Below are 26,192 nucleotides of genomic sequence, written 5' to 3'. Positions count from 1 at the left end.
GAACTATCGCAACCACTGGCGGAACTTCTTGTAACGCCATGCTAAAAGCACTGCGGCCGCCAGTGCATACAGAACGGGCTGAGGCGAGAGGATCTTCACTGACCACAGGTAGTGAATGGGGGCGAGGATCGCGACAAGATAGACGAAGTTGTGCAGCAACTGCCAGCGCCTGCCCAGTTTACGCTGCGCATATTGCGTGGAGGTCAGCGCTAACGCCAGTAAAATCACCCAGCTCACAATACCCAGCGTCAGATAAGGACGTGTCACCAGTTCGCGGCCCAGCAGCGCCAGATTGTTAATCCCCAGTTCCAGCAGCGCATAGCTGGTAAGGTGCAGCGTCGCCCAGGCAAAACACCATAGCCCCAAAAGCCGACGGGTGCGAATCAATAATGGTTGTTTAGCGTAGCGTGCCAGCGGCGTCACGAGCAAGGTGGCCAGCAAAAATTTCAGCGCCATCCTACCCGTAAAATGCTGGATATCCTTGGCCGGGTCGGCGCTAAAGAGGCCCTGGCTGGCGGCCCAGAACAGCCAGATAAAAGGAAGTAACCCGGCCAGGTGCAGCAGCACTTTCAGCCAGGTAATCTGCTTTGCTGTTAAACGCACTTAGAAATTCTCCCGTAAGTTCAGCCCACGATAGAGAGACGCCACCTCATCGGCATAGCCGTTAAACAGCAGCGTCGGCTGCCGCTTCACGTCCAGCGCACCGCCGGAACCGATAAAACGCTCGGTTGCCTGCGACCAGCGCGGGTGATCCACATGCGGATTCACATTCGCGAAGAATCCGTATTCGTCCGGCGCGGCCAGGTTCCAGGTGGTTGGCGGACGTTCGCGGGTCAGCTTAATGCTGACGATCGATTTAATCCCTTTGAAGCCATATTTCCACGGCACGGTTAAGCGGACAGGGGCACCGTTCTGCGGGGGAAGCGCTTTGCCATAAACGCCGACGGTCAGCAGGGTCAGAGGGTGCATCGCTTCGTCAAGACGTAATCCTTCTACATAGGGATAGTCCAGTCCACCACCGATAAACCGGTCTTTCTGCCCTGGCATCTCATCCGGCGCGTAACGCGTCTGGAAAGCGACATATTTTGCGTTGCTGGTGGGCTCAACCATTGCCAGTAATTTATGCAGCGGGAAGCCGACCCAGGGCACCACCATCGACCAGGCTTCCACACAGCGCATACGATAGATGCGCTCCTCTAACGTGAAACGGGTGGTGAGGTCGTGATGATCCAGGGTCAGGGGTTTGGCCACTTCGCCATCGATCTTCAACGTCCACGGATCGGTTTTGAGGCTTCCAGCGTTGGCGGCAGGATCGGCTTTGTCGAGGCCAAATTCGTAGAAGTTATTGTAGCCAGTGACTTTATCTTCCGGCGTGAGCGTCAGTTTGTTTTGCCACTCGGCAGGTTTCGTAAAGGTGAGCGGGGCGCCGGAAGGGGCCTTAGGCCGATCGTTGCCTTTAAACCAGTCGAGCAGGTCGGCGTGTGCCGCCGGGGAAAGGGTGAGCGCGGTGGCGCTGATGCCAAGCATTTTCAGGATCTGGCGGCGCTGTAACATAAAGACAGATTCGGACGTTACGTCGGCTTCCGTCAGTTTTCGATTTTTCATGGCATCCTCCGTCATGCGTTTTTCTAAGCATGACGGAGGAGAGAGATTCGCGCGAATATGTCACGAAAATTTGAAGATTAGGCGATTTTCACCAGCGCGCGACCGTGGAACTGATTTGCCATGATCTTGCTGGCATACTCCGGCGCCTGGCCGAGCGTGATTTCCGTTGCGCTCTGGGTATAGAAGGATTCTGGCAGATCGCGCACCAGCCGTTCCCAGGCTTCCTGACGACGGGCGGATGGCGTCATAACGGAATCGACACCCTGCAGGCGTACGTTACGCAGAATAAAAGGCATCACGGTGGTTGGCAGGGCAAAGCCTCCCGCCAGCCCGCAGGCGGCAACGCAGCCGCCGTAGTTCATTTGTGCCAGCACTTTTGCCAGCACCTTATCACCAACGGTATCCACCGCCCCTGCCCAGACCTGTTTTTCCAGTGGACGGGTTTCGGCAAACTCGTCGCGACCAAGAATACGGCTGGCACCGAGCTGGCGCAGATAGTCGTGCGTGCTTTCGCGACCCGAAACCGCTGCGACCTGATAGCCCAGCGTGTGCAGCAGCGTGACGGCCGTACTGCCCACGCCGCCGCTGGCGCCGGTGACGACAATTTCACCCGACTCAGGGCGGATGCCGGCATCTTCCAGCGCCATCACGCACAGCATGGCGGTAAAGCCTGCGGTGCCGATGATCATCGCTTTACGGCCATCCATACCTTTCGGCACCGGTACCAGCCAGTCGCCCTTCACCCGCGCCTGCGTGGCCAGCCCGCCCCAGTGATTTTCACCGACGCCCCACCCGGTGAGCAACACCTGCTGGCCGGTATGGAATCGCGGATCTTCGCTGTTACGAACCCGGCCCGCGAAATCAATCCCGGGAACCATCGGGAAATTTCGGATAATTTTACCTTTGCCGGTAATGGCCAGCGCATCCTTGTAATTCAGACTGGACCAGTCGATGTCGACAGTGACGTCGCCTTCAGGCAGTCGGCTCTCTTCAATGGCCTGCACCGAAGCAACGGTTTTGCCGTCCTGCTGTTCTAAGATCAAAGCCTGCATACAGGATCCTCACTATTCTGATGATTGGAAAATTTGTCCTGAAGACTATACTCGCTCATTGAAACGCGATGCCGATTTAACGCAATAAATTGCCAGATACACCCGATTTGGTAGTATGCCGCATTTGAAATGCAAGTTAGCGCTTACTCGCTACCCCATCAACCCACGGAGTAATCTCAAGGATGCGATTAACGACGAAGTTCTCAGCTTTTATCACCTTGCTGACGGGACTTACCATTTTTGTCACCCTTCTGGGTTGCTCTTTAAGCTTTTATAACGCCATTCAGGACAAACTGGTCAACCGGGTACAGTCTGTCGCATCGGTGATTGATACGCGTCTGGTGACGACGTCGTTACCGACCCTTTCCCGTGAACTTGATGAGTTAATGGTCCCTGTCGATATTGTGCAGATCGACATTCAACAGGGAAAGCATCGCGTATTAAGCCATGAACGGCAGGGAGGTTATCGGCCTGCGGGCGTAGTGAGCCAGTACCGGGAAGTGACGGTACATTCCCTTAAAAATCCTGGGATGACTATACACATGGTCTATCTCGATCCGATGGCCAGCTATTTCCGCTCCATGATGACCACTGCGCCGCTCACCGTCTCCGTGGTGTTTATTGTCATGCTGATCTTTCTCGCGGTCCGCTGGCTGCGGCGCCAGCTCTCTGGTCAGGAGCTACTGGAGCTCCGCTCGGTACGGATCCTCAACGGTGAACGCGGACCGCAGGTGAGGGGCTCGGTCCATGAATGGCCTGCACGCGCCAGCAGCGCGCTGGATACGCTGCTCTCCGAAATCCAGTTTGCCAGCGATCAGCGTAGCCGTATGGACACGCTGATCCGCTCTTATGCCGCCCAGGATAATAAAACCGGCCTTAACAACCGTCTTTTCTTTGATAATCAGCTCGCCACGCTGCTCGACGATTCAGAAAAGGTAGGGACACACGGGGTGGTAATGATGATTCGCCTGCCCGATTTCGATCTCCTGCGCGACACCTGGGGACAGCGGGCCGCGGAAGAGAATCTCTTCACGCTGATTAACCTGCTCTCCACCTTTATTATGCGCTACCCGGGCGCGTTACTGGCCCGCTATCACCGCAGCGACTTTGCCGTATTGCTGCCTCATCGCACGCTGAAGGAGTCGGAAAGCATTGCCAGCCAGCTGCTGAAGGCGGTGGATGCGCTGCCGCAGAGCAAAATGCTCGACAGGGACGATATGGTGCATATGGGGATCTGCGCCTGGCGCGGTGGGCAATCGGCTGAACAGGTGATGGAACATGCCGAAGCCGCCACCCGCAACGCCGTGCTGCAGGGAGCGAACGGATGGGCAGTGTATGATGACTCGCTACCGGAAAAAGGGCGCGGCAACGTGCGCTGGCGAACGCTGATCGAGCAAATGCTTAGCCGCGGCGGACCACGTATTTATCAAAAACCCGCGGTCATGAAAAATGGCAATGTGCATCATCGCGAGTTGATGTGTCGTATTTTTGACGGTACGGAAGAGGTTATCTCTGCGGAATATCTGCCGATGGTGCTGCAATTTGGCCTCTCTGAAGAGTATGACCGCCAGCAAATTACCCGGCTGATGCCGTTTTTATCGTTCTGGCCTGAAGAAAACCTGGCGTTACAGGTCACCGTGGAGTCGTTAATACGCCCGCGGTTTCAGCGCTGGCTGCGTGATACCTTAATGCAATGCGAAAAATCGCAACGCAAACACATTATTTTTGAACTTGCAGAGGCGGATGTTGGTCAACACATCAGCCGGTTACGCCCGGTGGTACGTTTGATCAATGCGCTCGGCGCGCGTATAGCGGTGACGCAGGCCGGTTTAACGCTGGTGAGTACCAACTGGATAAAGGAGCTGGATGTGGAGTTATTAAAGCTACATCCAGGCCTGGTAAGGAATATTGAGAAGCGAACAGAAAACCAGTTGCTGGTACAGAGTCTGGTTGAAGCTTGCAAGGGAACGCGGACACAAGTCTTTGCCACGGGCGTACGCTCCAGAAGCGAATGGCAGATGTTAACAGAGCGCGGTGTCATGGGGGGGCAGGGGGATTTTTTTGCTGCCTCTCAACCGCTTGACACCAACGTGAAAAAATATTTGCAAAGATACTCTGTTTGACCTGCCGTTTACGCTGTTTTCACGTAGAATATCGCGCCTGTAGCTTTGAGTATGTCGAGCAAATAGCCAGTGAACGACCTTTAACGGGTTACAAATGTCAGTGGGGAACGCTACTGTTTACTCAGCCCTGAGGGAGTCAGGGGATGAATTTGTAACATCAGGAAACGTACTGCACAAATTTTCACCGTTGCAGATGATTTTTGCGCCTTGTCGCTGCTGCGTGTGGTTGGTAAAGTAAGCGGATTTTGTTTTCCGCCCCAGCTTTCAGGATTATCCCTTAGTATGTTGAAAAAATTTCGTGGCATGTTTTCCAATGACCTGTCCATTGACCTGGGTACCGCGAATACCCTTATTTATGTAAAAGGACAAGGCATCGTATTGAATGAGCCTTCTGTTGTGGCCATTCGTCAGGATCGTGCAGGCTCGCCGAAAAGCGTCGCTGCAGTGGGTCATGACGCGAAGCAGATGCTGGGTCGTACCCCTGGCAACATCGCCGCCATTCGCCCAATGAAAGACGGCGTTATCGCCGACTTCTTCGTGACTGAAAAAATGCTTCAGCACTTCATCAAGCAGGTTCACAGCAACAGCTTCATGCGTCCAAGCCCGCGTGTTCTGGTATGTGTGCCGGTTGGCGCAACCCAGGTAGAACGTCGCGCAATCCGTGAATCTGCCCAGGGTGCAGGTGCACGTGAAGTGTTCCTGATTGAAGAGCCAATGGCGGCGGCAATCGGTGCAGGTCTGCCTGTTTCTGAAGCCACCGGTTCGATGGTGGTGGATATCGGTGGCGGTACCACTGAAGTGGCCGTTATCTCTCTGAACGGCGTGGTCTACTCCTCTTCCGTACGTATCGGTGGTGACCGCTTCGATGAAGCCATCATTAATTACGTGCGCCGTAACTACGGCTCTCTGATCGGTGAAGCGACCGCAGAGCGTATCAAACACGAAATCGGCTCTGCGTATCCGGGCGATGAAGTGCGTGAGATCGAAGTGCGTGGCCGTAACCTGGCTGAAGGTGTTCCACGCGGTTTTACCCTGAACTCCAACGAAATTCTGGAAGCACTGCAGGAACCACTGACGGGCATCGTGAGCGCAGTAATGGTTGCGCTGGAACAGTGCCCACCAGAACTGGCGTCCGATATCTCCGAGCGCGGTATGGTTCTGACCGGTGGTGGTGCGCTGCTGCGTAACCTCGACCGCCTGTTAATGGAAGAGACAGGTATTCCTGTCGTAGTTGCAGAAGATCCACTGACTTGCGTCGCCCGTGGTGGTGGCAAGGCGCTGGAAATGATCGACATGCACGGCGGCGATTTGTTCAGCGAAGAGTAGTCGAGTTCGAGAGGGTAGCAATTTGCTACCCTTTCTCTCTGACGCGAGAATACGCATAGCCTATGAAGCCAATTTTTAGCCGTGGCCCATCGCTACAGTTTCGCCTTATTCTGGCGGTTCTGGTTGCGCTTGGGGTCATTATTGCCGATAGCCGCCTCGGTACGTTCAGCCAGATCAGAACGTACATGGATACCGCCGTCAGTCCTTTCTACTTTGTATCAAATGGTCCCCGTGAACTCCTCGACTCCGTTTCACAAACGCTGTCTTCGCGTGACCAACTCGAACTCGAAAACCGGGCATTACGCCAGGAACTGCTGCTGAAAAACAGCGAACTGCTGATGCTGGGGCAATACAAGCAGGAAAACGCGCGTCTGCGTGAGCTCCTCGGCTCGCCGCTGCGTCAGGATGAGCAGAAAATGGTCACGCAGGTGATCTCCACCGTGAACGACCCTTACAGCGATCAGGTTGTGATCGACAAAGGGAGCGTAAACGGCGTGTATGAAGGCCAGCCTGTTATCAGCGATAAAGGCGTGGTGGGCCAGGTGGTCGCCGTGGCCAAGCTGACCAGTCGCGTGCTGCTGATTTGTGATGCTACCCATGCGCTGCCGATCCAGGTTCTGCGTAACGACATTCGCGTGATCGCGGCCGGTAACGGCTGTACGGATGACCTGCAGCTGGAACACCTGCCTGCCAACACGGATATCCGTGTCGGTGACGTACTGGTGACCTCCGGTCTGGGTGGACGCTTCCCTGAGGGCTATCCGGTTGCGGTGGTCTCGTCAGTTAAGCTGGATACGCAACGGGCCTATACCGTGATCCAGGCGCGTCCAACCGCAGGTTTACAGCGTCTGCGCTATCTGCTGCTGTTGTGGGGTGCCGATCGGAATGGCGCTAACCCGATGACGCCTGAAGAGGTGCATCGTGTGGCGAATGAACGCCTGATGCAGATGATGCCGCAGGTTCTCCCGCCTGCGGATTCCATGGGGCCGCCTGCGCCCGTGCCAGCGCCGGCTACAGGGTTAACGCAGCCGCTGCCGGATGCGCCGCCACCGCCTAAACTCTCTTCGGGAGGGCAGTAGTGGCAAGTTATCGTAGCCAGGGACGCTGGGTCATCTGGCTCTCGTTTCTCATTGCACTGTTACTGCAGGTGATGCCCTGGCCGGATGAGATTCTCGTTTTCCGGCCAAACTGGGTATTGCTCATTCTGCTTTACTGGATCCTTGCCCTGCCGCATCGCGTAAATGTCGGCACAGGTTTTGTGATGGGTGCCATACTGGATCTCATTAGCGGCTCTACGCTTGGCGTGCGCGCCTTGTCCATGAGTATTATTGCGTACCTCGTCGCACTCAAATTCCAGCTCTTTCGTAACCTTGCGCTCTGGCAACAGGCTCTGGTCGTGATGTTATTGTCGCTCGCTGCGGATATCGTTGTTTTCTGGGCAGAGTTTTTAGTGATCAACGTCTCTTTCCGACCGGAAGTGTTCTGGAGTAGTGTAGTAAACGGTGTGCTCTGGCCATGGCTGTTCCTGCTGATGCGTAAGGTTCGCCAGCAGTTTGCTGTGCAATAAAAGGTTTCTATGACGTCTTTGTATCTCGCTTCCGGCTCCCCGCGCCGCCAGGAACTCCTGACGCAGTTAGGGGTATCTTTTGAACGCATCGTGACCGGCATTGAAGAAAAACGTGCCGAGGGCGAAAGTGCTCAACAGTACGTGTCGCGCCTGGCGCGCGAGAAAGCGCAGGCTGGCGTCGCCAGTGTACCGCGCGATCTTCCCGTGCTGGGAGCAGATACCATCGTTATCCTTAACGGTGAAGTGCTTGAGAAACCCTGCGACGCCGATCATGCGGCGCGCATGCTGCGCAAAATGTCCGGACAAACGCATCAGGTGATGACGGCGGTCGCGCTGGCTGACCGTCAGCACGTGCTGGATTGCCTGGTGGTGACGGATGTGACATTCAGAGTACTTACCGACGACGAGATCGCCGCTTATATCGCCAGCGGTGAACCGATGGATAAGGCAGGTGCATACGGTATTCAGGGGCTGGGTGGCTGTTTTGTCAGGAAGATTAATGGCAGCTATCACGCCGTAGTCGGCTTACCGCTGGTGGAAACGTATGAGTTGCTGAGCAATTTTAACTCACTGCGTGAGGGAAGGGATAATTATGACGGCTGAATTGTTGGTAAACGTAACGCCATCGGAAACCCGTGTGGCCTACATTGATGGTGGCATTCTTCAGGAAATTCATATTGAGCGTGAAGCGCGGCGCGGAATAGTAGGCAATATCTACAAAGGTCGTGTCAGTCGTGTACTACCGGGTATGCAGGCGGCTTTTGTAGATATTGGACTGGATAAGGCGGCATTTTTACATGCCTCCGATATTATGCCGCACACCGAGTGCGTCGCCGGCGAAGAGCAAAAGCAGTTTGCCGTGCGCGATATTTCTGAGCTGGTGCGTCAGGGACAGGATCTGATGGTGCAGGTGGTGAAAGATCCCCTCGGCACCAAAGGCGCCCGTCTGACCACCGACATTACCTTACCTTCCCGTTATCTGGTCTTTATGCCTGGCGCGTCGCACGTGGGCGTTTCGCAGCGTATCGAGAGCGAAAGCGAGCGTGAGCGCCTTAAAAAAGTGGTCAGCGCGTACTGCGATGAACAGGGCGGATTTATCATCCGTACCGCCGCGGAAGGGATCAGCGAAGAAGACCTGGCGTCTGACGCGGCTTACCTGAAGCGCGTCTGGACCAAAGTGATGGAGCGTAAAAAACGCAACCAGACCCGCTGCCAGCTCTATGGTGAGCTGGCCCTTGCTCAGCGTGTCCTGCGTGACTTTGCCGATGCACAGCTTGACCGCATTCGCGTGGACTCTCGCCTGACTTACGAAGCGCTGCTGGAATTTACCGCCGAGTACATTCCGGAGATGCCTGGCCTGCTGGAGCATTACACGGGGCGTCAGCCGATCTTCGATCTGTATGATGTCGAAAACGAGATCCAGCGTGCGCTGGAGCGTAAGGTCGAGCTGAAATCTGGCGGGTACCTGATCATCGATCAGACCGAGGCGATGACCACCGTCGATATCAATACCGGCGCGTTTGTCGGCCATCGCAACCTGGATGACACCATCTTTAACACCAACATCGAAGCCACGCAGGCCATTGCGCGCCAGCTTCGTCTGCGTAATCTGGGCGGCATTATCATCATCGACTTTATCGATATGAGTAATGAAGACCATCGCCGCCGCGTGCTGCACTCGCTTGAGCAGGCGCTGAGTAAGGATCGCGTGAAGACCAGCATCAACGGGTTCTCACAGCTGGGGCTGGTGGAAATGACGCGTAAGCGTACCCGTGAAAGCGTGGAGCATGTGCTGTGTAATGAATGCCCAACCTGCCATGGACGCGGAACGGTAAAGACGGTTGAGACCGTCTGCTACGAAATTATGCGTGAAATCGTCCGCGTTCATCATGCCTACGACTCCGATCGTTTTCTGGTCTATGCTTCCCCTGCGGTGGCTGAAGCGCTGAAAGGCGAAGAGTCACACGCGCTGGCGGAGGTGGAAATTTTTGTCGGCAAACAGGTAAAAGTACAAATTGAACCGCTCTATAACCAGGAGCAGTTCGACGTCGTGATGATGTAAGACGCAGTTCGCTGTGTGACCAAAGCTGACAAGGAGAGATGCGTGAGGCGATTGCCGGGGATTTTATTGCTTACAGGGGCAACGCTGGTCGTGATTGTCGCGTTGCTCGTGAGTGGGCTACGCCTCGTTTTACCGCATCTGGACAGCTGGCGTCCGCAACTGCTGGCAAAAATCGAATCCACCACCGGCGTGCCGGTGGACGTCAGCCAGCTAAGCGCCAGCTGGCAGAACTTTGGCCCGACGCTCGATGCCCGGGATATCAATGCCAGCCTGAAAGATGGCGGCCACCTCAAAATCAAACGCGTGACCCTGGCGCTCGATGTCTGGCAAAGCCTGCTGCATCTGCGCTGGCAGTTTCGCGATCTCACCTTTTATCAGCTCCAGTTTCTGACCAATACGCCCATTTCGGGTGGCGACAGCAGTCAGGGGCTTGAGGCCAACCGATTTAGCGATCTTTTCCTGCGCCAGTTCGATCATTTCGATCTGCGCGACAGCGAGGTGAGCTTTATTACCCTTTCCGGCCAGCGCGCGGAACTGGCGATCCCACAGCTGACCTGGCTCAACGGCAGAAACCGGCACCGCGCTGAAGGGCAGGTGAGTCTCTCCAGCCTGAACGGTCAGCACGGCGTCATGCAGGTACGCATGGATCTGCGGGATGATGACGGTCTGCTCAACAACGGCAAAGTCTGGCTGCAGGCCGACGATGTGGATGTGAAGCCGTGGCTGGGGGAGTGGATCCAGCAGAATATGCAGCTGGAAACCGCCCGTTTCAGCCTTGAAGGCTGGCTGACCCTGACGAAAGGCGAATTTGCCAGCGGGGATATCTGGCTCAAGCAGGGTGGCGCAAGCTGGAAAGGTGAAAACCAACAGCACCAGCTTTCCGTCGATAACCTTACGGCGCACGTAACCCAGGAGAAAGAGGGATGGCAGTTCGCCATTCCGGATACGCGTATCACCATGGACGGCAAGGCCTGGCCGCGCGGCGCGCTGACGCTGGCCTGGATGCCGGAGCAGGATGTCGGCGGCGTGGCAAACAAACGCAGCGATGAACTGCGCATCCGCGCCAGCAATCTGGATCTCGGTGCCATTGAAGGCCTGCGCTCGATGGCTGCAAAGCTCTCCCCGGATCTCGGCGAGATTTGGCTGGCCACGCAGCCGAGCGGGAAGATAGACGCCCTGGCGCTCGACATCCCGCTGCAGGCAACGGAAAAGACCCGTTTTCAGGCCTCGTGGAAAGATCTTGCCTGGAAGCAGTGGAAGCTGCTGCCGGGGGCGGAACACTTTAGTGGCAAGCTGGAAGGCAGCGTGGAAGACGGCCGGCTGACGGTTGATATGCACGACGCGAGAATGCCTTACGAGACGGTGTTCCGCGCGCCGCTGGAAATTGAACAGGGCAACGCTGTGCTTAACTGGCTGCGTAACGATAAGGGTTTCCAGCTTGATGGCCGCCATATCGACGTTAAAGCCAAAGCCGTACATGCCCGTGGCGATTTCCGCTATCTGCAGCCAGCAGGTGATGAACCCTGGCTGGGGATCCTGGCGGGGATCAGTACCACTGATGGCTCTCAGGCCTGGCGTTATTTCCCGGAAAACCTGATGGGTAAAGCGCTGGTAGATTATCTGAGCGGTGCCATTCAGGGCGGTCAGGCCGATAATGCCACGCTGGTTTACGGTGGCAATCCACATCTTTTCCCGTACAAACATAATGAAGGTCAGTTCCAGGTACTGGTGCCGTTACACAACGCCACCTTCGCGTTCCAGCCGGGCTGGCCGGCGCTGAAAAACCTGGACATTGAGCTTAATTTCCTCAATGACGGATTGTGGATGAAGTCAGACAACGTGGCGCTGGGCGGCGTGACGGCCAGCAACCTGACGGCAAATATCCCCGACTATTCAAAAGAGAAACTGCTGATTGATGCCGACATCAACGGTCCGGGTAAAGCCGTGGGGCCCTATTTTGAGGAGACGCCGCTAAAAGCGTCGCTGGCGGCGACGCTGCAGCAACTCCAGCTTGATGGCGATGTGAATGCTCGCTTACATCTTGATATTCCGCTGGACGGCGAAATGACTACCGCCAAAGGCGACGTCCGTCTGAAGAACAACAGTCTGTATATCAAACCCCTTGAGAGCACCCTGAAAAACCTCAGCGGGCAGTTCAGTTTTGAGAACGGTAACCTGAAAAGCGAGCCGCTGACCGCCAGCTGGTTTAATCAGCCCGTGAATATTGACTTCTCGACGACCGAGGGGGAAAAGGCGTATCAGGTGGCCGTCAATCTGAACGGTAACTGGCAGCCATCGCGCATGGATGTCCTACCGAAGCCGATTGAGGCGTCAGTGAATGGCGCGGTCGCCTGGCAGGGCAAGGTTACAATCGATCTGCCTTATCACGCGGAGGCGCGTTATCAGGTCGACATTACGGGCGATCTGAAAAACCTGCAGAGCCAGCTGCCTGCACCGCTGGATAAACAGCCCGGACAGCCGCTGCCGGTGAAGCTGAACGTTGACGGCAACCTGAACAGCTTCGAGCTAACCGGAAACGCTGGCGGGATGAACCACTTCAACAGCCGTTGGCTGCTTAACCGCAAGCTCACCCTCGATAAAGCCATCTGGACGACGGATAGCCGCTCCACGCCACCGCTGCCGCAGCAGTCGGGCATTGAGCTTAATCTCCCGCCAATGGACGGTGCAGAATGGCTGGCACTGTTCCAGAAAGGTGTGGGGCAAAACGTTGATGAATCGGCTCAGTTCCCGCAAACCATTACCGTACGCACCCCGTCGCTGATGCTGGGCGGGCAGCAGTGGAACAACCTGAGCATCGTGTCTCAGCCCACCGCGAACGGCTCGAAAGTGGAGGCTCAGGGCAGGGAGATCAACGGTACGCTCACCATGCGTGATAACGCCCCATGGCAAGCGGCGATCCGCTATCTCTATTACAACCCGGCAAGCGCGAGCGGGACAAACTCGCCAGCCGAGACATCGCCGTTGAGTAAGACATCCCGCGTTGATTTTAGCGGCTGGCCCGATCTCCAGCTGCGCTGTGCGGAGTGCTGGCTGTGGGGGCAAAAATATGGCCGTATCGACGGTGATTTCGCCATTGATGGAAACACGCTGAAGCTCTCCGGCGGCCTGGTTGATACCGGTTTTGGTCGTATGACCGCCGCAGGGGAATGGGTGAATAATCCCGGTGAACAACGTACGTCTCTGAAAGGCGACATTAAAGGTAACAAACTGGATGCGGCCACCAATTTCTTTGGTATCAGTACACCGCTGCGCGGTTCGTCATTTGACGTCGATTACGATCTTCACTGGCGTGACGCACCGTGGAAGCCGGATGAGGCTTCGCTGAACGGCATTCTGAAAACCCGCTTCGGCAAAGGTGAAATCGCTGACGTGAGCACGGGGCGTGCCGGGCAGATCCTGCGCCTGCTGAGCTTTGATGCGCTGCTGCGCAAGCTGCGCTTTGATTTCAGCGATACCTTCAGCGAAGGGTTCTACTACGACTCCATCCGCAGTACGGCGTGGATCAAGGACGGCGTGATGCATACGGACGACACGCTGGTGGACGGCCTCGAAGCGGATATCGCCATGAAAGGCTCGGTCAACCTCGTGCGTCGCGAGCTGGATATGGAAGCCGTGGTGGCGCCGGAAATTTCCGCCAGCGTGGGTGTGGCGGCGGCCTTTGTGGTGAACCCGATTGTCGGTGCGGCGGTGTTTGCCGCCAGTAAAGTGCTGGGGCCGCTGTGGAGCAAGGTCTCCATTCTGCGCTACCGCATTACCGGTCCGGTGGATAAACCGCAGATTAACGAGGTGCTGCGCCAGCCGCGCAAAGATGCACAGCAATGATTTGACGTGGGCAGGTAATTGCCTCACTCTCAATAAATACGATCTTTATACCGCCACGGGCGGCAACGAACGAGTAGCAATACGATGAGTCTGAACCTGGTAAGTGAACATTTGCTCGCAGCGAACGGCCTGAGCCATCAGGACCTGTTCTCCATTCTTGGTCAACTGACCGAACGCCGTCTCGACTACGGCGATCTCTATTTCCAGTCGAGCTATCACGAATCCTGGGTTTTAGAAGACAGCATCATCAAAGATGGCTCTTATAACATCGACCAGGGCGTCGGCGTTCGTGCCGTCAGCGGCGAGAAAACCGGTTTTGCCTATGCCGATCAGATTAGCCTGGCCGCACTTGAGCAGAGCGCGCAGGCCGCGCGTACCATTGTGCGCGATACCGGCGATGGTCGCGTGAAAACCCTCGGTGAAGTGTCGCACTCTGCGCTCTATACCACCATCGATCCGCTGCAGAGCATGAGCCGTGAAGAGAAGCTGGATATCCTGCGCCGCGTGGACAAAGTGGCGCGTGCTGCCGATAAACGCGTGCAGGAGGTCTCAGCCAGCCTGAGCGGTGTGTACGAGTTGATTCTGGTGGCGGCCACTGACGGTACGCTGGCGGCGGATGTGCGTCCGCTGGTGCGTCTCTCCATCAGCGTGCAGGTCGATGATGACGGCAAACGCGAGCGCGGCTCCAGCGGCGGCGGCGGTCGTTTCGGCTACGACTGGTTCCTGGGGGATGTTGACGGTGAAGCGCGCGCTGACGCGTGGGCAAAAGAAGCCGTGCGCATGGCGCTGGTGAATCTGAATGCTGTCGCGGCACCGGCGGGGTCATTCCCGGTGGTGCTGGGTGCCGGCTGGCCGGGCGTGCTGTTGCACGAAGCGGTAGGACACGGTCTGGAAGGCGATTTTAACCGCCGCGGTACGTCCGTATTCAGCGGTCAGATCGGGCAACTTGTCTCCTCTGAGCTGTGCACCGTGGTGGATGACGGCACTCTGCGCGATCGCCGTGGCTCGGTAGCTATCGACGATGAGGGCACCCCAGGCCAGTACAATGTGCTGATTGAAAACGGCGTGCTGAAAGGCTACATGCAGGACAAACTCAACGCGCGCCTGATGGGCGTCGCGCCAACGGGTAACGGTCGTCGTGAATCCTATGCGCACCTGCCAATGCCGCGCATGACCAACACTTATATGCTGCCGGGCAAATCGACGCCACAGGAGATTATCGAATCCGTTGATTACGGTATCTTTGCGCCAAACTTTGGCGGTGGCCAGGTGGACATCACTTCCGGGAAGTTCGTCTTCTCCACGTCAGAAGCGTACCTGATCGAGAAAGGCAAAGTGACCAAAGCGGTGAAAGGCGCAACGCTGATTGGCTCCGGTATTGAAGCCATGCAGCAGATCTCCATGGTCGGTAACGATCTCAGGCTCGATAACGGCGTCGGCGTCTGCGGTAAAGAGGGCCAGAGCCTGCCGGTTGGCGTGGGCCAGCCAACGCTGAAAGTGGACAACCTGACGGTGGGCGGTACGGCCTGACCTGCGTCCACATAAAAAACAGGCGCTACCGGGTAGCGCCTTTTTTTTTTAACGTAAGTGACCCAGCGGTATCTCCGGATCCGGCTCGCGGGTGATGCGGTTGCGTAAATCGCGACGAATGATCTCGATCGACCAGAACCAGACCAGATGACCTACGATCTCTGACACGTGCTCATACCAGGGAAGTGCAAACAGCGGTGGTGTCAGCCCCATCAGCGGGAAGGAGATCATATGAACAAAAAGCTGGGCTAACGCACCCGCCAGCAAACCCTGCCAGAGTTTAATTTTCGGAAAAACTTCAGCAACTACACAATATCCCACCGCGAAGACAACGGAGAAAATAATATGTGTTACACCAACCCAGTTAAATATATGTCCGGCAAAGGTATAAACCGCCGCGTTAGGATCAACGACGCCCAGCCAGTCGCGTAAAAAAACATAAGGTGGGTTTAAGAAATTACGAGAGCAATCTATCTGACCTGCGGCTCTTATTAATTGCTCCGGCCCACAGGCGGCGTTGAATAAATCGGTGGGGCTTCGTGGCGGGAGGGGGACCTCGGCACCCCATTTAACAAACGCGGAGACAATCCCTGCAATCAAACCGATGAACGCGGCGAGTCCATAGCGCCTGCGTGACGGCGGTGTTTGTTCAAATATATTCATTTCTTTTCCTTGTTTAACGTCATCCTGCGGAATACATTTTATTATTCAAATCAGCAACAAATTAATAACAGTCTGAATGCCAGACTGTTATTAAGGTAAAGGGCAGGCGGCGGCAGTGTCAATTCGCTATTCCTGATAATGGCAAAAGAATATTCCTGGATGAAGGTCTGCTTCATCCTGAAATATTAATGGCGCGGATATTTCAGAAATTAATCACTTATTCCTTTCTTCTTCCCCGCATCCCCTGAAACAGCTCTGCCACGTCCACAAAATAGTCGGTCAGATAGTTAATACATACCTGTACCTTGAGCGGCAGCTTGTCTTTTTCGGTATACAGGGCGTACACCGGGCGCGGATCGGATTGATAGCGCGGGAACAGGATCTCCAGCACGCCGCTGTTGATCTCGTTGATCACCCACATCAGCGGCACGTAGGCGATCCCGGCCCCGGCCACCAGCCAGCGCGAAATGGTCATCGGGTCGTTGGTCACAAACCGGCCTTCCGGCAGCAGTCGGGTGGAGATCCCTTCCGGGGCAATCAGCTCAAATTCATTGTCGGGCCGCACGCTGTACTCCAGCCACGAGTGGTTGCTGAGATCGGCGGGTTTCTCGGGGACACCGTACTGTGCCAGATAGCTTTTTGAGGCGCAGACCACCATCGGCATGCTGCCCAGCCGACGCGAGAACAGGCTGGAATCCTGTAATGCACCGACGCGGATCACCACATCCAGCCCGTCGGCAATCAGATCCGGCGCCGGAATACCCGTCACCAGATTGACGGTCAGCCCCGGGTATTCTTTCAGCATATCCGCGGTCATGGCGGCGAGAACATTTTGTGCCATAGTTGAAGAACAACCAATGCGCAGGGTGCCAATAGGCGTGTTGTTAAAGGCGTAGAGTTGCTCGTGAACATCCTGCACTTCATGCAGCATGCGGCGACAGCCCTGATAGTAAATTTTACCCGCTTCCGTCAGCCCAATGCTGCGGGTACTGCGGTTGAGCAGCTTGACCTGAAGCTCATCTTCCAGTTTGGACACTGTCTGGCTGATGGATGAGACGCTCATCTGAAGCTGGCGTGCCGCCGCGGTAAAAGAGCCCAGTTCTACCACTTTGGCGAAGACCGACATGCGTTTTAAACGTTCCATTGTTCACTCTGGCTTAAAAGTGATTTAGATCACATATTATAGATAACAGCATAACAGTTACGTTAATATATTATTAATTACATAACGGCTGCGCCATTCCCGCCCGGCGTTTCTTGCTCTCCTGCGGTGGCGTACGCTAAAAAATTCTGAAGCCTGCACTCTCGCTTATCAAGGTCAACATGAGTCTGTTTCCCGTTATCGTGGTGTTCGGTCTGTCGTTCCCACCGATATTTTTCGAGCTGCTTTTATCACTGGCGATTTTCTGGCTGGTGCGCAAGGTGCTGGTTCCTACCGGGATCTACGATTTCGTCTGGCATCCTGCATTGTTCAATACCGCGCTGTATTGCTGCCTGTTTTACCTGATATCGCGCATGTTTGTCTGAGGTTGATGTGAAAACGCTAACAAGAAAAATCTCCCGCACCGCCATCACCATGGCGCTGGTTATCCTCGCGTTCATCGCTATTTTTCGCGCCTGGGTCTATTACACCGAATCGCCGTGGACGCGTGACGCGCGTTTCAGCGCGGATGTCGTGGCGATCGCTCCCGACGTGGCCGGGCTTATCACGGCGGTTAACGTTCACGATAACCAGTTAGTGAAGAAAGACCAGGTGCTGTTCACCATCGACCAGCCGCGTTACCAGAAGGCGCTGGAAGAAGCGGAAGCGGACGTAGCTTATTACCAGGCGCTGGCCGCAGAGAAACGTCGTGAGGCAGGGCGTCGTAATCAGCTGGGCGTTCAGGCGATGTCCCGCGAAGAGATTGATCAGTCCAACAACGTGCTGCAAACCGTACTGCACCAGCTGGCGAAAGCGCAGGCGACGCGCGATCTGGCGAAGCTTGATCTGGAGCGCACCGTGATCCGTGCGCCCGCTGACGGCTGGGTGACCAACCTGAATGTCTATGCCGGAGAATTTATCACCCGCGGCTCAACCGCTGTGGCGCTGGTGAAACAGAACTCCTTCTACGTGCTCGCCTATATGGAAGAGACCAAGCTGGAAGGCGTACGTCCCGGTTTTAGGGCGGAAATCACGCCGCTTGGCAGCAACCGCGTCTTTAAAGGTACCGTGGACAGCGTCGCGGCAGGGGTGACCAACTCCAGCAGCTCTAACGATGCAAAAGGGATGGCGACCGTCGATTCCAACCTTGAGTGGGTACGTCTGGCCCAGCGTGTGCCGGTGCGTATCCACCTGGATGAACAGCAGGGTAATGTGTGGCCTGCCGGTACCACGGCGACGGTGGTGATCACCGGGGAAAAAGACCGGGACGCCAGCCAGGACTCATTCTTCCGTAAAATTGCCCATCGCCTGCGCGAGTTTGGTTAACCGGTATGGGTATCTTTTCCATCGCCAGCCAGCACATTCGCTTCGCTGTGAAGCTGGCGTGTGCCATTGTGCTGGCGCTGTTTGTGGGCTTCCACTTCCAGCTTGAAACCCCTCGCTGGGCGGTGCTGACGGCGGCGATTGTCGCGGCGGGCCCAGCCTTTGCCGCGGGTGGGGAGCCCTATTCAGGCGCGATCCGCTATCGCGGGATGCTGCGTATCATCGGGACGTTCATCGGCTGTTTCGCGGCACTCACCATTATTATTCTGATGATCCGCACGCCGCTGCTGATGCTGATGGTGTGCTGCATCTGGGCGGGGTTCTGCACCTGGATCTCCTCGCTGGTGAAAGTCGAGAACTCCTATGCCTGGGGACTGGCGGGCTATACCGCGCTGATTATTGTCATCACCATTCAGTCCGAGCCGCTGCTCGCGCCGCAGTTTGCGGTTGAACGCTGCAGTGAGATTGTGATTGGTATCGTCAGCGCCATTGTCGCTGACCTGCTTTTCTCTCCGCGATCCATTAAACAGGAAGTAGATCGCGAGCTCGACGCGCTGATTGTGGCCCAGTACCAGCTGATGCAGCTATGCATTAAGCACGGTGACAGTGAAGAGGTAGATAAAGCCTGGAGTGGTCTGGTTCGCCGTACGCAGGCCCTGGAAGGGATGCGCAGCAACCTCAATATGGAGTCGTCGCGCTGGGCGCGCGCCAACCGTCGCCTTAAAGCGCTCAACACCGTCTCCTTAACGCTGATTACCCAGGCATGCGAAACCTACCTCATTCAAAACACCCGACCTGAAATGGTCACTGATACCTTTCGCGAACTGTTTGCCGAACCGGTGGAAACGGTGCAGGACGTGCACAAGCAGCTTAAGCGCATGCGCCGGGTCATCGCCTGGACCGGGGAGCGCGATACGCCGGTGACGATCTACACCTGGGTCGGCGCGGCGACGCGCTACCTGTTGCTGAAACGCGGCGTGATCGGTAACACTAAAATCAGCGCGGCGGAAGAAGAGGTACTGCAGGGGGAAGTGGTGATCAAGGCGGAATCTGCCGAACGTCATCATGCGATGGTCAACTTCTGGCGTACGACGCTGGCCTGCATGCTCGGCACGCTGTTCTGGCTGTGGACGGGCTGGACCTCCGGCAGCGGCGCGATGGTGATGATTGCCGTCGTTACCGCCCTTGCGATGCGCCTGCCTAACCCGCGTATGGTCGCCATTGATTTCCTGTACGGCACCATCGCCGCATTGCCGATAGGTGCGCTTTACTTCCTGGTGATCATTCCGTCTACCCAGCAGAGCATGCTGCTGCTCTGTATTAGCCTGGCGGTGATGGCGTTCTTTATCGGCATTGAGGTGCAAAAACGACGTCTCGGATCGCTGGGGGCGCTGGCGAGCACGATTAACATTATTGTGCTGGATAACCCGATGACCTTCCATTTCAGCCAGTTTCTCGACAGCGCGTTAGGCCAGCTGGTGGGCTGTTTCCTGGCGATGATGGTTATTCTGCTGGTACGGGATAACTCCCAGGCAAGAACGGGACGCGTGTTATTGAACCAGTTTGTATCGGCTGCCGTGTCGTCCATGACCACCAATACGGCGCGTCGGAAAGAGAACCACCTGCCCGCACTCTATCAGCAGCTGTTTTTACTGCTGAATAAGTTCCCGGGGGATATCGCCAAGTTCCGCCTGGCGCTGACCATGATCATTGCACACCAGCGCCTGCGTAACGCGCCGGTGCCGATTAACGACGATCTGTCGGCCTGGCACCGTCAGCTGCGTCGCACTGCCGACCACGTATTGTCCGCCAGCAGTGACGACAAACGGCGTCGTTACTTTACGCAACTGCTGGAGGAGCTCGATATCTACCAGGAGAAGCTTAAGGTCTGGGAAGCACCGCCTCAGGTGACCGAGCCGGTAGGACGGCTGGTCTTTATGCTGCATCGCTACCAGAATGCCCTTACGGATAACTGACTGAAGTAAAAAAGCCGACGCCAAAAGCGTCGGTTTTTTGTGGCTATACTTAATTCCAGCATGTTCTTACATTTCAGAAAGGGAGGGCATATGACGACCCAGGCGCTACAGGACCACATTCTTTTTCAGACCGGTTATCTGGTCAACGGGATCTGGAAAACGTTGGACACAACGTTTGATGTGCTGAACCCCGCGACCGGTGAGGTCATCGCCAGAGTGGCGAAGGCCGGCAAAGCGGAAACCGAAGACGCTATCGCAGCGGCCGCTAAAGCCTTCCCGGCATGGCGCGCCAAAACCGCGAAGGAGCGCTCTGCCATTCTCTATCGCTGGTACGAGCTGATTATTGAGAATAAAAGCTGGCTCGGTCGGTTAATGACGACCGAGCAGGGTAAACCCCTGAAAGAAGCGGAAGGCGAAGTAGAGTACGCTGCCAGCTTTATCCAGTGGTTTGCTGAAGAAGCCAAGCGCGCAAACGGGGAAATTATTCCCCCTATCAAACCCGGCTCGCGCATTCTGGCGACCCGGGAACCCGTGGGTGTGGTTGCGGCGATTACGCCGTGGAACTTCCCGATGGCGATGCTCACTCGCAAGTTAGGTCCGGCCCTGGCTGCGGGATGTACCGGGGTCATCAAACCGGCAAATAACACACCGCTCAGTGCTTTTGCGCTGCTTACGCTGGCAAAACAGGCAGGTGTGCCTGACGGCGTCCTTAACGCCGTGGCCGGGAATACGCATGAGATCAGCGATGCGATTATGGCAAGCCGGGAGGTGCGCAAAATTTCCTTTACCGGTTCGACCGCCGTTGGCAAAACGCTGGTGCGTAACGCCGCAGATACCATGAAGAAAGTCTCCATGGAGCTGGGGGGAAATGCGCCGTATATCGTGTTTGAGGATGCGGACATCGACGCGGCTGTTAAAGGGGCCATCGCCAATAAATTCCGTAATGCCGGGCAGGTCTGCGTCAGCGTTAACCGCTTCTATATTCAGGAAACCGTCTACGACAAGTTTGTCAATAAACTGGCCGATGCGGTCACGGCGCTGAAAGTCGGGAATGGCCTGGAGGAGGGGGTTGTCGTTGGCCCGCTGATCGAACCTTCGGCGGTGAACAAAGTGCGCGAGCATGTAGAGGATGCTGTTGCCCGGGGCGCGACCGTTCTGGCAGGCGGCAAACCGCACCCGCTGGGCGGGAACTTCTGGATGCCAACCGTACTGGGTGACTGCCATGAAGGGATGAAACTCGCAGAAGAAGAGACGTTTGGCCCCGTGGCGGCCTGCTTCCGTTTCACCTCGGAAGATGAAGTGATCCAGCGTGCCAACAACACGCCTTATGGGCTGGCGGCTTACTTCTACACCCAGAACCTTTCGCGGGTATTCCGCGTTTCGCAGGCCATCGAGAGCGGGATGATTGGCATTAACGAGTGCGCCGTCTCCACGGAGCTGGGGCCATTTGGTGGCGTCAAAGAGTCAGGGCTGGGACGTGAGGGCTCCGTACTGGGGCTGGAAGAGTATCTGGAAGTGAAAACCCTGCATATCGGGGGATTATAATAGACAGGGCGGCAGATGCCGCTCGCCTGGACTGGGTGGCTGGCAATGAAAACCTATACCTTTGATTTTGACGAGATCGACAGTCAGGAAGACTTCTATCGTGAATTTATCCGGGTGTTTGATCTTGAACGGCAAAGCGTGACGAATCTGGATACGCTGTGGGATGTGGTGACCGGTAGCCTGTTGCCGCTACCGCTGGAGATCGAGTTCATCCATTTGCCCGATAAGCTGCGCAGACGTTTTGGCGCACTGATATTACTGTTCGATGAGGCGGAAGAAGAGCTGGAAGGGCAACTGCGTTTTAACGCGCGGCATTGAAAGAGATAAAAAAAAGCCCCTGACCATAAGGCCAGGGGCAAGTCGTATGATGAGATACGACGAGGGTTTATTTGTACAGTTCTGCCGTAGCATGCCAGTGGTCACCCTGATTCAGTTCGGTGACACGATAGCTGCTGGCGCCTGCTTTTTCAGCTTTGGCGGCAAGTTCGGAACGAATATCCATCGGCGAGCCGGTAACGGATGTTACGGACACACTGCCCATAGGCTGCAGATTTTGTGCCTGGTCTGCGTTCACCTGCTGAACGGCTGCGCTTGCGCCGAAAGAGAGAACCGATGCCAGACCGAGGGTTGCGATGATCAATTTAGTTTTCATAGTCTTTACTCCTGAAGAGGTTTTGCTCAACGGCGAGAAGGGTTGAACCGCTATTTTTATGCCTGGTGCCGTTGAGTGGAGATTCACGTATTCAGTTATTACTAAAACTTATTTATACAGCTCTGCGGTAGCGTGCCAGTGGTCACCTGAACGCGCTTCAATGATGCGATAGGATGACGCACCCTGTTCTTCCGCTTTTTTGTTCAGCATTTCATGCATGTCCATCGGAGACGTGCCGATCGCGCCGACAGAAACCGTACCGATTGCCTGGCGGGATTGCGCCTGTTCGGCATTGATGGAGTCCGCTGCGAAAGCACCGAATGACAGGACAGACAGGACGCTCAGCGTCGCTACAGTGGTTTTGATTTTCATGATTCTTTACCTCGTCGAATTTTTTAGTGGGGTCTTGTTTCGTGACCCTCATCACAAAATCAAGTATACACTAATAACGGCAAAAATTAATACCAGGCTAATGGTTTCTATTGTTATTACGTGTTAACCGGTCTTTTTTTAATAACCAAAATGCATAAGATTGACTGTTTTTTGTGCGATATACGTGGTTATCTCTAATTAAATCATATGGATATTTGATTTTGATATTTTGTGCGATTTTTTGATTTATCATTCACCAAGTGAATGTTAAAGGGTGGTAAAAAGCACTATTTGCCAAAGCAGGGGCAGTGGAATAGCGGGAGAAAAAGAGGGGGAGCAGAACGATCCCCGCAGCGGTGCTACGGGGAGAGAGAATTACAGTTCCTGTTCGAACAGCACCAGAATCGCTTCGTGGAGGTCTTTCACCGAGAATCCGTTAGCCGGAGTGGTAAAGATGGTGTCATCACCGGCGATGGTGCCGAGAATACCCTCCGTTTTACCCAACGAGTCCAGCATGCGGGCAATCAGCTGCGCAGCACCCGGGCTTGTGTGGATCACCACAACAGCGTCGTTGTAGTCGATATCGAGAACCAGATTCTTGAGCGGGCTGGAGGTGGTTGGCACGCCAAGTTCCGCAGGCAGGCAATAGACCATCTCCATTTTGGCATTGCGGGTACGTACCGCACCAAACTTGGTTAACATGCGGGAGACTTTCGACTGATTGATGTTATCGAAGCCTTGTTCCTGCAGCGCCTGAACAATTTCTCCCTGAGAACTGAATTTCTCTTCTTTGAGTAGCGCTTTGAACGCCTTGACTAATTCTTCTTGCTTAGACGAGCTTCGCATAAGTCACCCGGAATATGACGATAGAAACAACATTATTATGCATGTGGATGAATTTTTATGCAAATTATCTACCAGGCAGCAGCCTGAAATAATGTTATGAAAGGGAGTGATTTTATCAGATTTCGTTATCAGAAAACATGCCTGGGTCACGCCGCGCAAATAAGCTTAAAAGTAAATTAAATGTTATCAAAATGATGTTGTTTTGGTGGCGGGGCAGGGTGTATTGTAACCCCCTCTTAATGCGTTGCCGTCTGTCGTCAGAGCCTTCTGAAGAGAGATAAAGTCGCGCGACCTCAAATTCTTTAGCTACGAAAATTGTAATTAAACACTTGCTGAATTATGGTCGCCGCAACGGATTTACAGATACTTAAGTTAACCATAATAAGGAGTTTAGGATGAAAGTCGCAGTCCTCGGCGCTGCTGGTGGTATCGGCCAGGCGCTTGCCCTACTACTGAAAACCCAACTGCCTTCAGGCTCAGAACTCTCCCTGTACGATATTGCTCCGGTAACCCCAGGTGTGGCGGTTGACCTGAGCCACATCCCGACCGCTGTAAAAATCAAAGGCTTCTCCGGTGAAGACGCGCGTCCTGCCCTGCAGGGTGCAGACGTGGTGCTGATTTCTGCAGGCGTGGCGCGTAAGCCAGGTATGGATCGTTCAGACCTGTTCAACGTCAACGCGGGCATCGTGAAAAACCTGGTGCAGCAGATCGCAGAAGTCTGCCCGAAAGCGTGCATCGGTATCATCACTAACCCGGTGAACACCACCGTTGCTATCGCGGCAGAAGTGCTGAAGAAAGCGGGTGTTTACGACAAGAACAAACTGTTCGGCGTGACCACGCTGGATATCATCCGCTCCAACACGTTTGTTGCTGAGCTGAAAGGCAAACAGCCAACTGACATTGAAGTCCCGGTCATTGGCGGACACTCTGGTGTCACCATTCTGCCTCTGCTGTCACAGATCCCTGGCGTGAGCTTCACGGAGCAGGAAGTGGCTGATCTGACCAAACGCATCCAGAACGCGGGCACCGAAGTGGTGGAAGCGAAGGCGGGTGGCGGTTCTGCAACTCTGTCTATGGGCCAGGCGGCTGCGCGCTTCGGTCTGTCACTGGTTCGCGCGCTGCAGGGCGAGAAAGGCGTGGTCGAATGCGCTTACGTTGAAGGTGATGGCGAACACGCTCGTTTCTTCTCTCAGCCGCTGCTGCTGGGTAAAAACGGTATCGAAGAGCGTAAGCCGATTGGCACGCTGAGCGCGTTTGAACAACACGCGATGGAAGGCATGCTGGATACGCTGAAGAAAGATATCACCCTGGGCGAAGAGTTCGTTAACAAGTAAAACGAACCCGCCTTTGTAGGCCGGGTAAGCGTTAGCGCCACCCGGCAAAAAAACCGAAGCACTTACTGGCTTCGGTTTTTTTATGGCTGTCAGTTGGTGGCCGGGTATTCCTGAATGGTCACATGCAGCGTCAGTTTCTTATCGTTGCGCATGACTTCTACAGGGATGATGGAACCCGGGCGAATTTCTGCCACCTGGTCCATGGTCTCCAGCGCAGAAACCGCCGGCGTGCCGTTGACCGACACAATGACATCATTGACCTGAATTCCCGCGTTAGCCGCCGGACCACCCGGTGCGACCTCGTTGACCACGATGCCCTGAATCTGATCGATACCGCCGCCCTGGGTATGCATAGGCGCAATTTCACGGCCGCCGATACCGATATAGCCGCGGATCACACGGCCATCGCGGATCAGCTTATCCATAATTTTGGTTGCCAGCTGGAACGGAATGGCAAAGCCGATCCCTTCCGGCGTCTCTCCGTCGTTACTCTTATCGAACGATAGGGTATTGATGCCCATCAGCTCACCCAGCGAGTTGACCAGCGCACCACCGGAGTTACCGTGGTTGATTGAGGCATCGGTTTGCAGGAAGTTCTGCCGTCCCGATGGGTTGAGACCAATACGACCGGTCGCGCTGATAATCCCCTGGGTGATAGTCTGGCCCAGGTTGTAGGGGTTGCCGATAGCCAGTACGACGTCACCAATATGCGGAGTACGTTTACGGTTGATCGGGATAACCGGTAAACCGCCCGTAGCGTTAATTTTCAGAACAGCCAGGTCGGTCAGGCTATCCGACCCCACAAGTAACGCCTCAAACACGCGGCCATCCTGCAGGGCGACGATGATCTGATCGGCATCGTTAATCACGTGCTTGTTGGTAATAATGTAGCCCCGCTCGTCCATAATCACCCCGGAGCCGAGGGTACGGATCTCCAGTTGGTTATGGGCTGAGGTATTGAGACCACGGTTATAGACGTTGACGACGGCAGGTGCGGCACGGCGAACGGCCTGATTATAGGTGGCCGGTGTTTCATCCGTGCTATCAAACTGGGGAGCCGACAGTTTATTGAACTGACGTAAAGACGGCAGCGCCAGCAGCAGCAGGCCAGCGACAATCAAACCGATGACAATAGAACGTAAGAGCTTTAAAAGCATGATGCGCGTGTCGTGAAAAAAGGAACGATTTGCAGCATAACATGAGTTATCCGGACATCACACGCAGCGGTGATG

23 protein-coding genes are annotated in these 26,192 nt (G+C 55.4%); 14 read left to right on the top strand and 9 right to left on the bottom strand.

Features of this window, described 5'->3' with window-relative positions; genetic code table 11:
• Positions 1-3: 3 nt before the first annotated feature.
• The 3 genes from msrQ to acuI form a co-directional block, all read right to left on the bottom strand.
• Positions 4-603, bottom strand: a complete 600-nt coding sequence (msrQ, locus tag C1N69_RS20455) for a protein-methionine-sulfoxide reductase heme-binding subunit MsrQ (protein ID WP_025756654.1) — start codon at positions 601-603, stop codon at positions 4-6.
• On the bottom strand, positions 604-1,605 hold the full coding sequence (gene msrP / locus C1N69_RS20450; protein WP_155031798.1) for a protein-methionine-sulfoxide reductase catalytic subunit MsrP: 1,002 nt from the start codon (positions 1,603-1,605) through the stop codon (positions 604-606).
• Positions 1,606-1,682: 77 nt separating this feature from the next.
• Positions 1,683-2,657, bottom strand: coding sequence for an acrylyl-CoA reductase (NADPH) (gene acuI / locus C1N69_RS20445; RefSeq protein WP_155031797.1), 975 nt, complete (start codon positions 2,655-2,657; stop codon positions 1,683-1,685).
• Positions 2,658-2,839: 182 nt separating this feature from the next.
• Between acuI and csrD the strand changes: the two genes are divergently transcribed.
• The 8 genes from csrD to tldD all read left to right on the top strand — a co-directional run bounded on the left by csrD (position 2,840) and on the right by tldD (position 15,108).
• A complete protein-coding gene (gene csrD / locus C1N69_RS20440; RefSeq protein ID WP_155031796.1) occupies positions 2,840-4,780 on the top strand; it encodes an RNase E specificity factor CsrD in 1,941 nt (646 codons plus the stop codon).
• A 282-nt stretch (positions 4,781-5,062) separates the two neighbouring features.
• Positions 5,063-6,106: a rod shape-determining protein MreB gene (mreB, locus tag C1N69_RS20435; protein WP_000913396.1), complete on the top strand. Its 1,044-nt coding sequence runs from the start codon at positions 5,063-5,065 to the stop codon at positions 6,104-6,106.
• Between the two features lie 62 nt (positions 6,107-6,168).
• Positions 6,169-7,185 carry a rod shape-determining protein MreC gene (mreC, locus tag C1N69_RS20430; protein WP_023309400.1) on the top strand — a complete coding sequence of 339 codons (1,017 nt, stop codon included), beginning with the start codon at positions 6,169-6,171 and terminating at the stop codon, positions 7,183-7,185.
• Positions 7,185-7,673, top strand: a complete 489-nt coding sequence (gene mreD / locus C1N69_RS20425) for a rod shape-determining protein MreD (RefSeq protein ID WP_025756658.1) — start codon at positions 7,185-7,187, stop codon at positions 7,671-7,673. The genes mreC and mreD overlap by 1 nt, the downstream gene beginning before the upstream one ends.
• Before the next feature lie 9 nt (positions 7,674-7,682).
• On the top strand, positions 7,683-8,276 hold the full coding sequence (locus C1N69_RS20420; protein WP_095452370.1) for a Maf family protein: 594 nt from the start codon (positions 7,683-7,685) through the stop codon (positions 8,274-8,276).
• A complete protein-coding gene (gene rng / locus C1N69_RS20415) occupies positions 8,266-9,735 on the top strand; it encodes a ribonuclease G (protein WP_025756660.1) in 1,470 nt (489 codons plus the stop codon). The genes C1N69_RS20420 and rng overlap by 11 nt, the downstream gene beginning before the upstream one ends.
• A 42-nt stretch (positions 9,736-9,777) precedes the next feature.
• Complete coding sequence (gene yhdP / locus C1N69_RS20410; protein ID WP_155031795.1) at positions 9,778-13,578, top strand: AsmA2 domain-containing protein YhdP; 3,801 nt, start codon at positions 9,778-9,780, stop codon at positions 13,576-13,578.
• A gap of 84 nt (positions 13,579-13,662) precedes the next feature.
• Positions 13,663-15,108: a metalloprotease TldD gene (gene tldD, locus C1N69_RS20405; protein WP_047959556.1), complete on the top strand. Its 1,446-nt coding sequence runs from the start codon at positions 13,663-13,665 to the stop codon at positions 15,106-15,108.
• A 48-nt stretch (positions 15,109-15,156) separates the two neighbouring features.
• Here the strand turns inward: tldD and C1N69_RS20400 are convergent, their stop codons facing one another.
• Both C1N69_RS20400 and aaeR read right to left on the bottom strand, forming a co-directional pair.
• Positions 15,157-15,771 (bottom strand): YagU family protein, encoded by a 615-nt coding sequence (locus tag C1N69_RS20400; protein ID WP_155031794.1) that lies wholly within the window; start codon positions 15,769-15,771, stop codon positions 15,157-15,159.
• A 217-nt stretch (positions 15,772-15,988) separates the two neighbouring features.
• Positions 15,989-16,915, bottom strand: a complete 927-nt coding sequence (gene aaeR, locus C1N69_RS20395; RefSeq protein ID WP_045284722.1) for an HTH-type transcriptional activator AaeR — start codon at positions 16,913-16,915, stop codon at positions 15,989-15,991.
• A gap of 179 nt (positions 16,916-17,094) precedes the next feature.
• Between aaeR and aaeX the strand changes: the two genes are divergently transcribed.
• The 5 genes from aaeX to C1N69_RS20370 all read left to right on the top strand — a co-directional run bounded on the left by aaeX (position 17,095) and on the right by C1N69_RS20370 (position 22,074).
• Entirely contained in the window at positions 17,095-17,298 is a 204-nt protein-coding gene (aaeX, locus tag C1N69_RS20390) for a p-hydroxybenzoic acid efflux pump operon protein AaeX (RefSeq protein WP_003860416.1), read from the top strand.
• Between the two features lie 7 nt (positions 17,299-17,305).
• Positions 17,306-18,238, top strand: coding sequence for a p-hydroxybenzoic acid efflux pump subunit AaeA (aaeA, locus tag C1N69_RS20385; RefSeq protein ID WP_045284724.1), 933 nt, complete (start codon positions 17,306-17,308; stop codon positions 18,236-18,238).
• Positions 18,239-18,243: 5 nt separating this feature from the next.
• Complete coding sequence (gene aaeB, locus C1N69_RS20380) at positions 18,244-20,211, top strand: p-hydroxybenzoic acid efflux pump subunit AaeB (RefSeq protein ID WP_104556612.1); 1,968 nt, start codon at positions 18,244-18,246, stop codon at positions 20,209-20,211.
• A 90-nt stretch (positions 20,212-20,301) separates the two neighbouring features.
• Entirely contained in the window at positions 20,302-21,756 is a 1,455-nt protein-coding gene (locus C1N69_RS20375) for an NAD-dependent succinate-semialdehyde dehydrogenase (protein ID WP_095450661.1), read from the top strand.
• A 45-nt stretch (positions 21,757-21,801) separates the two neighbouring features.
• Positions 21,802-22,074, top strand: a complete 273-nt coding sequence (locus tag C1N69_RS20370) for a barstar family protein (protein WP_025756665.1) — start codon at positions 21,802-21,804, stop codon at positions 22,072-22,074.
• A gap of 67 nt (positions 22,075-22,141) precedes the next feature.
• On the opposite strand, the gene yhcN (C1N69_RS20365) is transcribed toward C1N69_RS20370, so the two are convergent.
• The 3 genes from yhcN (C1N69_RS20365) to argR form a co-directional block, all read right to left on the bottom strand.
• Positions 22,142-22,408, bottom strand: coding sequence for a peroxide/acid stress response protein YhcN (gene yhcN, locus C1N69_RS20365; protein WP_045284727.1), 267 nt, complete (start codon positions 22,406-22,408; stop codon positions 22,142-22,144).
• Positions 22,409-22,516: 108 nt separating this feature from the next.
• The gene (gene yhcN, locus C1N69_RS20360; protein WP_025756667.1) at positions 22,517-22,780 is read right to left on the bottom strand and encodes a peroxide/acid stress response protein YhcN; all 264 of its coding nucleotides are present in this window, start codon (positions 22,778-22,780) and stop codon (positions 22,517-22,519) included.
• 375 nt (positions 22,781-23,155) lie between these two features.
• Positions 23,156-23,626: a transcriptional regulator ArgR gene (gene argR, locus C1N69_RS20355; RefSeq protein ID WP_025756668.1), complete on the bottom strand. Its 471-nt coding sequence runs from the start codon at positions 23,624-23,626 to the stop codon at positions 23,156-23,158.
• A 395-nt stretch (positions 23,627-24,021) separates the two neighbouring features.
• Between argR and mdh the strand changes: the two genes are divergently transcribed.
• Entirely contained in the window at positions 24,022-24,960 is a 939-nt protein-coding gene (mdh, locus tag C1N69_RS20350; protein WP_025756669.1) for a malate dehydrogenase, read from the top strand.
• A gap of 89 nt (positions 24,961-25,049) precedes the next feature.
• On the opposite strand, the gene degS is transcribed toward mdh, so the two are convergent.
• A complete protein-coding gene (gene degS, locus C1N69_RS20345; RefSeq protein ID WP_045284728.1) occupies positions 25,050-26,117 on the bottom strand; it encodes an outer membrane-stress sensor serine endopeptidase DegS in 1,068 nt (355 codons plus the stop codon).
• Positions 26,118-26,192 lie beyond the last annotated feature (75 nt).

The organism is Enterobacter sichuanensis (assembly GCF_009036245.1).
Lineage (GTDB): Bacteria > Pseudomonadota > Gammaproteobacteria > Enterobacterales > Enterobacteriaceae > Enterobacter > Enterobacter sichuanensis.
This window is presented reverse-complemented; position numbering and strand designations above follow the sequence as displayed.

Excerpts from the sequence above, each read along its gene's own strand:
- msrP (WP_155031798.1), bottom strand. The coding sequence starts at position 1,605 with ATGAAAAATCGAAAACTGACGGAAGCCGACGTAACGTCCGAATCTGTC.
- acuI (WP_155031797.1), bottom strand. The coding sequence starts at position 2,657 with ATGCAGGCTTTGATCTTAGAACAGCAGGACGGCAAAACCGTTGCTTCG.
- csrD (WP_155031796.1), top strand. The coding sequence starts at position 2,840 with ATGCGATTAACGACGAAGTTCTCAGCTTTTATCACCTTGCTGACGGGA.
- mreB (WP_000913396.1), top strand. The coding sequence starts at position 5,063 with ATGTTGAAAAAATTTCGTGGCATGTTTTCCAATGACCTGTCCATTGAC.
- mreC (WP_023309400.1), top strand. The coding sequence starts at position 6,169 with ATGAAGCCAATTTTTAGCCGTGGCCCATCGCTACAGTTTCGCCTTATT.
- C1N69_RS20420 (WP_095452370.1), top strand. The coding sequence starts at position 7,683 with ATGACGTCTTTGTATCTCGCTTCCGGCTCCCCGCGCCGCCAGGAACTC.
- rng (WP_025756660.1), top strand. The coding sequence starts at position 8,266 with ATGACGGCTGAATTGTTGGTAAACGTAACGCCATCGGAAACCCGTGTG.
- tldD (WP_047959556.1), top strand. The coding sequence starts at position 13,663 with ATGAGTCTGAACCTGGTAAGTGAACATTTGCTCGCAGCGAACGGCCTG.
- C1N69_RS20400 (WP_155031794.1), bottom strand. The coding sequence starts at position 15,771 with ATGAATATATTTGAACAAACACCGCCGTCACGCAGGCGCTATGGACTC.
- aaeR (WP_045284722.1), bottom strand. The coding sequence starts at position 16,915 with ATGGAACGTTTAAAACGCATGTCGGTCTTCGCCAAAGTGGTAGAACTG.
- aaeX (WP_003860416.1), top strand. The coding sequence starts at position 17,095 with ATGAGTCTGTTTCCCGTTATCGTGGTGTTCGGTCTGTCGTTCCCACCG.
- aaeB (WP_104556612.1), top strand. The coding sequence starts at position 18,244 with ATGGGTATCTTTTCCATCGCCAGCCAGCACATTCGCTTCGCTGTGAAG.
- C1N69_RS20375 (WP_095450661.1), top strand. The coding sequence starts at position 20,302 with ATGACGACCCAGGCGCTACAGGACCACATTCTTTTTCAGACCGGTTAT.
- C1N69_RS20370 (WP_025756665.1), top strand. The coding sequence starts at position 21,802 with ATGAAAACCTATACCTTTGATTTTGACGAGATCGACAGTCAGGAAGAC.
- yhcN (WP_045284727.1), bottom strand. The coding sequence starts at position 22,408 with ATGAAAACTAAATTGATCATCGCAACCCTCGGTCTGGCATCGGTTCTC.
- yhcN (WP_025756667.1), bottom strand. The coding sequence starts at position 22,780 with ATGAAAATCAAAACCACTGTAGCGACGCTGAGCGTCCTGTCTGTCCTG.
- argR (WP_025756668.1), bottom strand. The coding sequence starts at position 23,626 with ATGCGAAGCTCGTCTAAGCAAGAAGAATTAGTCAAGGCGTTCAAAGCG.
- mdh (WP_025756669.1), top strand. The coding sequence starts at position 24,022 with ATGAAAGTCGCAGTCCTCGGCGCTGCTGGTGGTATCGGCCAGGCGCTT.
- degS (WP_045284728.1), bottom strand. The coding sequence starts at position 26,117 with ATGCTTTTAAAGCTCTTACGTTCTATTGTCATCGGTTTGATTGTCGCT.